Source organism: Pantoea sp. ME81 (genome assembly GCF_903970985.1).
Taxonomy (GTDB): Bacteria; Pseudomonadota; Gammaproteobacteria; order Enterobacterales; family Enterobacteriaceae; genus Pantoea; species Pantoea communis.
The window spans coordinates 1-4,885 of the sequence record NZ_CAJCKS010000262.1 but is presented as its reverse complement, the minus strand read 5'-3'; the positions used below and the strand labels follow the sequence as shown (position 1 = coordinate 4,885).

The following is a 4,885-nucleotide window of genomic DNA, read 5'->3' as shown; positions in this document are numbered from 1 at the left end:
ACACCGTCCACCTGCACATCCTCTAGCACGTTCCCTCTTGCCCTCAACGGTCCTCAGCCACGTTTTTAGTCACAACGCCCACCTTTGTCGACTGGACCGCACGTTTTTAGTCACAACGCCCACCTTTGTTGACTGGAGCGCACGTTTTTAGTCACAGCACTCACCTTCGTTGACTAGAACGCACACTTTTAACCACTACGCCTACTTATGCTGCCTGGATCGCAGGTTTTAGCCACAAAAAAGCCGCGACTCAACGCGGCTTCAACAGGTCATAACACGATCAGCGCGCTAAACGGTAATACGCCTCATTCCAGCGCAATGCATCTTTAAACGCCGGCAAACGCGTATTCTCATCGATCACCAGCACCTCGATGCCGTTCAGCTCGCCGTACAGGTACATATCATCCAAATCCAGTGCCTGACTAAACACCGTATGGTGCGCACCGCCGGCCAGGATCCAGGCCTCCGAGGCGGTAGCCAGTGAGGGCTGGGCACGCCACAAGGCACGCGCGACCGGTAGTTTAGGCAGCGGTTTCGGCTGCTCAATCGCATCCACCACATTCACCAGCAAACGGAAACGATCGCCCATATCAATCACACTGGCATTCACCGCGCGACCAGCTGGCGTGGAGAAAATCATGCGCGCCGGATCCGCTTTGCCACCAATGCCAAGGAACTGCACGTCAATTAACGGCTTCGCCTCTTTGGCAATCGATGGACACACTTCCAGCATATGTGAACCCAGCACCAAATCGTTGCCCGGGGAAAAGTGATAGGTGTAATCCTCCATAAATGAAGTGCCGCCCGCACGATTCCCGGCTTGCACCTTCAAAATATGCAGCAGCGCAGCGGTCTTCCAGTCACCTTCACCGGCAAAACCATAACCCTGGCCCATCAAACGTTGAACGGCCAAGCCTGGTAACTGCGTCATGCCGTGTAGAGTCTGGAAATTAGTGGTAAAGGCTTTGCAGCCCTCATCATCGAGGAAACGCTTCAAACCTAATTCAATGCGCGCCGCATCCAGCACGTTCTGACGCTTCTCACCATTCACGGCGGCAGCCTCGCTGAACAAATACTGGCTCTCGTATTCATCGATCAATGCATGTACATCGCCATCACTGACGCTGTTCACCACCTCAACGAGATCGCCGACGCCCCAACCGTTGACCGAATAACCAAACTGAATCTGCGCCGCCACCTTATCGCCTTCGGTCACCGCCACTTCGCGCATATTGTCGCCAAAGCGCGCCACTTTCAGCTGCTGGCTGGCCTGCTTCGCTAGTGCCGCATTGATCCAGCGTCCGATGCGTTGCTGGCTGGTCTTATCCTGCCAGTGGCCAGTCACCACGCTGTGCTGTAAGCCCATGCGCGCGCCGATAAAGCCGAACTCTCGGCCGCCGTGTGCGGTCTGGTTCAGATTCATAAAGTCCATATCCATACTGTCCCACGGAATTTCTGCGTTGAACTGGGTATGGAATTGCAACAGCGGCTTATTCAGGATACTCAGCCCACCAATCCACATCTTGGCCGGTGAGAAGGTGTGTAACCAGGTCATGATGCCGACACAACTATTGTCGTGATTGGCTTCGCGGCACAGCGCCAGCGCTTCATCCGGTGATTTCACCAACGGCTTCAACACCAGCGGCACCGGCAGCGTGCCCGCCTGATTCAATCCGTCCATCACCTGGCGCGCGTGATGTTCAACCTGGCGCAAGGTTTCCGCTCCGTAGAGATGCTGAGTTCCAATCACAAACCAAACGTTCTGTTCCATTTCTCGCTCCTTTACTTAGCGGATGTGGCGCGGGCGGCATACTGAGGTTCAGCGGCCTGGCACCAGTTTTGATAGCGTTGATAAAGTTGTTGATAGCCCGCCACGCGCAGACTGTTGGGTTGCAAGGTCACGGCGATCGGACTCGCCATCACCTGCTGTGCGGCAGGCACATCGGCATACAAGTTCGCGGCGACGGCGGCAAAAATGGCAGCGCCCAGCGCGCAGCACTCGTCAGAAGCCACGATATCCAGCGGACGATTCATCACGTCGCAACAGGCTTGCATAATGGCAGGGGACTTACGCGCGATGCCGCCGAGCGTCAGAATGCTCTCTACCGGGATCTGCTGTTGCTCGAAACACTCCATAATGGCGCGGGCACCAAATGCCGTGGCGGCCACCAGACCACCAAACAACGCAGGCGCGTCGGTGCCAAGATTCAAATCGGTGATCACGCCTTTCAGGCGCTGATTGGCATCCGGTGTGCGACGCCCGTTGAACCAATCGAGCACCACGGGCAGATGATCAAGCTGGGGATCGGCAGCCCAGGCTTCGGTAAGGGAACGGATTAAATCCTGCTGCATCTCGGCGAGTTGCGGCTGCAACTCAGGATGGCGCGTCACGGCCTGCTGCAGCGGCCAGCCCAGCAAGCGGCTAAACCAGGCGTAGATATCACCAAACGCCGATTGACCCGCTTCGCAGCCGATGGCGCCCGGTACCACGCTGCCATCGACCTGGCCGCAAATGCCTTTAATGGCGCGATCGCCGACTTTCTCGCTGTCGGCAATCAAAATGTCGCAGGTTGAGGTGCCAATCACTTTCACCAGCGTATAAGGCTGTGCGCCTGCACCGACCGCGCCCATATGACAGTCGAAGGCCCCACCGGACAAAATTACCTGCTCAGACAATCCCAAACGCTGCGCCCATTCGCTGGAAAGCGTGCCCACCGGTACATCAGCAGTGAAGGTGTTGGTAAACAATGGAGAATCCAGCTGCTCAACCAACATCGGATCGAGTGCACGGAAAAAATCTGCGGGCGGTAAACCCTGCCATTCAGGATGCCACAGCGATTTATGCCCGGCGGCGCAGCGTCCGCGCCGCAGCTGCGTCGGGGCAGTGCGACCGCTCAACAGTGCCGGTACCCAATCACAGAGTTCCACCCAAGACACTGCCGCATCACGCACTGCTGCATCCTGGCGTGACACGTGCAGAATCTTGGCCCAGAACCACTCCGACGAATACACGCCGCCGATATAGCGGGTGTAATCGGTGAAATGACCATTGCGGCACAGCTGATTAATCTCTTCCGCTTCTTCAATCGCGGTGTGATCTTTCCACAACACAAACATAGCGTTGGGGTTGGTGGCGAATTCCGGGCGCAAGGCTAACACGTTGCCGTCACGGTCAATCGGTGCAGGGGTTGAACCCGTTGAATCCACGCCTATCCCCACCACGGCAGCGCGTTGTTCGGGAGTTAACGCTTGCACCACCGCGACCACCGCCTGCTCCAGCGCGTCGATATAGTCTTGTGGATGATGGCGAAAACGGTTGGCGTGCGCGTCACAGAATTCACCCTTCGCCCAGCGTGGATAGTTCACCACCGCCTTTTCCAGCTCTTTACCACTGTGGCAGTCCACGGCGAGGGCACGCACCGAGTCACTGCCAAAATCCAGCCCAATTGTTATGGCGCCAGCACCCATTGGGATTCTCCTGTGTGAGTTATCTGGCTCTATCCTGGAATGCGGGTGCATAAGCGGTTAGTCATCGCTGGCTGAGAATATGCACTTTTCTGCCATCGGAACCGTTCTGTGATCGGCAGCAAAAGTTAATGACTGGTTAATTTCGCTGAATATATGGAGGAATTGGTCATCGTTTTGGGATGTGATACCGCTCTACATTTTTCTTCGCCATTACCGCTACAACTAGCCCATCGTTTGCACAGCCTTTGTACAACCTTTGAGCTAACGCGCTGATTTTGCGCTGTACCCAAACGTGAAATCCAATTGGTAGCGTTTACACCGATTCGTTATTAACAGCGATAAAACATCATTGTGCCGGAGAGCATCATGCATAAATTCACTAAAGCGCTGGCGGCGGTAGGTCTCGCCGCGGTTATGTCACAATCCGCTATCGCCGAGACCATGAAACTCGGTTTCCTCGTCAAACAACCGGAGGAACCCTGGTTCCAGACCGAATGGAAGTTCGCAGACAAGGCTGGCAAAGATCTCGGCTTTGACGTGATCAAAATTGCCGTACCCGACGGCGAGAAAACCCTGAATGCCATTGATAGCCTGGCGGCCAGCGGGGCCAAAGGTTTCGTGATCTGCACCCCGGACCCGAAGCTGGGTTCAGCCATCGTGGCGAAAGCGCGTAGCTATGGCCTGAAAGTGATTGCGGTTGATGACCAGTTTGTTACCGCCAAAGGCAAGCCAATGGACACCGTGCCGCTGGTGATGATGGCCGCGACCAAGATCGGTGAGCGCCAGGGCCAGGAACTCTACAAAGAGATGCAGAAACGCGGCTGGGATGCGAAAGAGACCGGCGTCATGGCGATTACCGCCAATGAGCTGGACACTGCGCGTCGTCGCACCGGCGGTTCGATGGACGCGCTGAAAGCCGCCGGATTCCCGGAGAAACAGATCTATCAGGTGCCGACCAAATCCAACGATATTCCGGGGGCCTTCGATGCCGGTAACTCGCTGCTGGTGCAGCATCCAGAAGTGAAACACTGGCTGATTGTCGGCATGAATGACAACACCGTGCTGGGTGGCGTGCGCGCGACCGAAGGCCAGGGCTTTAAAGCGCCCGACGTGATTGGCATTGGCATTAACGGTGTGGACGCGGTGAGCGAGCTGTCTAAAGGCGCACCAACCGGCTTCTACGGTTCGCTGCTGCCAAGCCCGGATGTGCACGGTTATAAGAGCAGCCAGATGCTCTACAACTGGGTGACCAAAGGCAAAGAGCCCGCGAAATTCACCGAAGTCACCGATGTGGTGCTGATTACCCGCGACAACTTCAAAACTGAGTTGGCGAAGAAAGGGCTGATGTAAGTCGCCTGATTGATAAACGCAGCCTCCATCCCTGGTGTTGCAGCAGGTTGGCCATCGCGTTTGCGCC

General features: G+C 56.2%; 3 protein-coding genes. 1 reads left to right on the top strand and 2 read right to left on the bottom strand.

Features of this window, described 5'->3' with window-relative positions; genetic code table 11:
* Nucleotides 1-280: 280 nt before the first annotated feature.
* Both araA and H7A81_RS25695 read right to left on the bottom strand, forming a co-directional pair.
* A complete protein-coding gene (araA, locus tag H7A81_RS25700) occupies nucleotides 281-1,771 on the bottom strand; it encodes an L-arabinose isomerase (RefSeq protein ID WP_182059156.1) in 1,491 nt (496 codons plus the stop codon).
* A gap of 11 nt (nucleotides 1,772-1,782) precedes the next feature.
* Complete coding sequence (locus H7A81_RS25695) at nucleotides 1,783-3,468, bottom strand: ribulokinase (protein WP_182059155.1); 1,686 nt, start codon at nucleotides 3,466-3,468, stop codon at nucleotides 1,783-1,785.
* A gap of 366 nt (nucleotides 3,469-3,834) precedes the next feature.
* On the opposite strand from H7A81_RS25695, the gene H7A81_RS25690 reads away from it, so the two are divergent.
* Nucleotides 3,835-4,818 (top strand): arabinose ABC transporter substrate-binding protein, encoded by a 984-nt coding sequence (locus tag H7A81_RS25690; protein WP_182059154.1) that lies wholly within the window; start codon nucleotides 3,835-3,837, stop codon nucleotides 4,816-4,818.
* The last annotated feature ends 67 nt before the right edge of the window (nucleotides 4,819-4,885 follow it).

Bases quoted from the DNA above. Each gene is read 5' to 3' on its own strand.
- araA (WP_182059156.1), bottom strand. From the start codon at position 1,771: ATGGAACAGAACGTTTGGTTTGTGATTGGAACTCAGCATCTCTACGGA.
- H7A81_RS25695 (WP_182059155.1), bottom strand. From the start codon at position 3,468: ATGGGTGCTGGCGCCATAACAATTGGGCTGGATTTTGGCAGTGACTCG.
- H7A81_RS25690 (WP_182059154.1), top strand. From the start codon at position 3,835: ATGCATAAATTCACTAAAGCGCTGGCGGCGGTAGGTCTCGCCGCGGTT.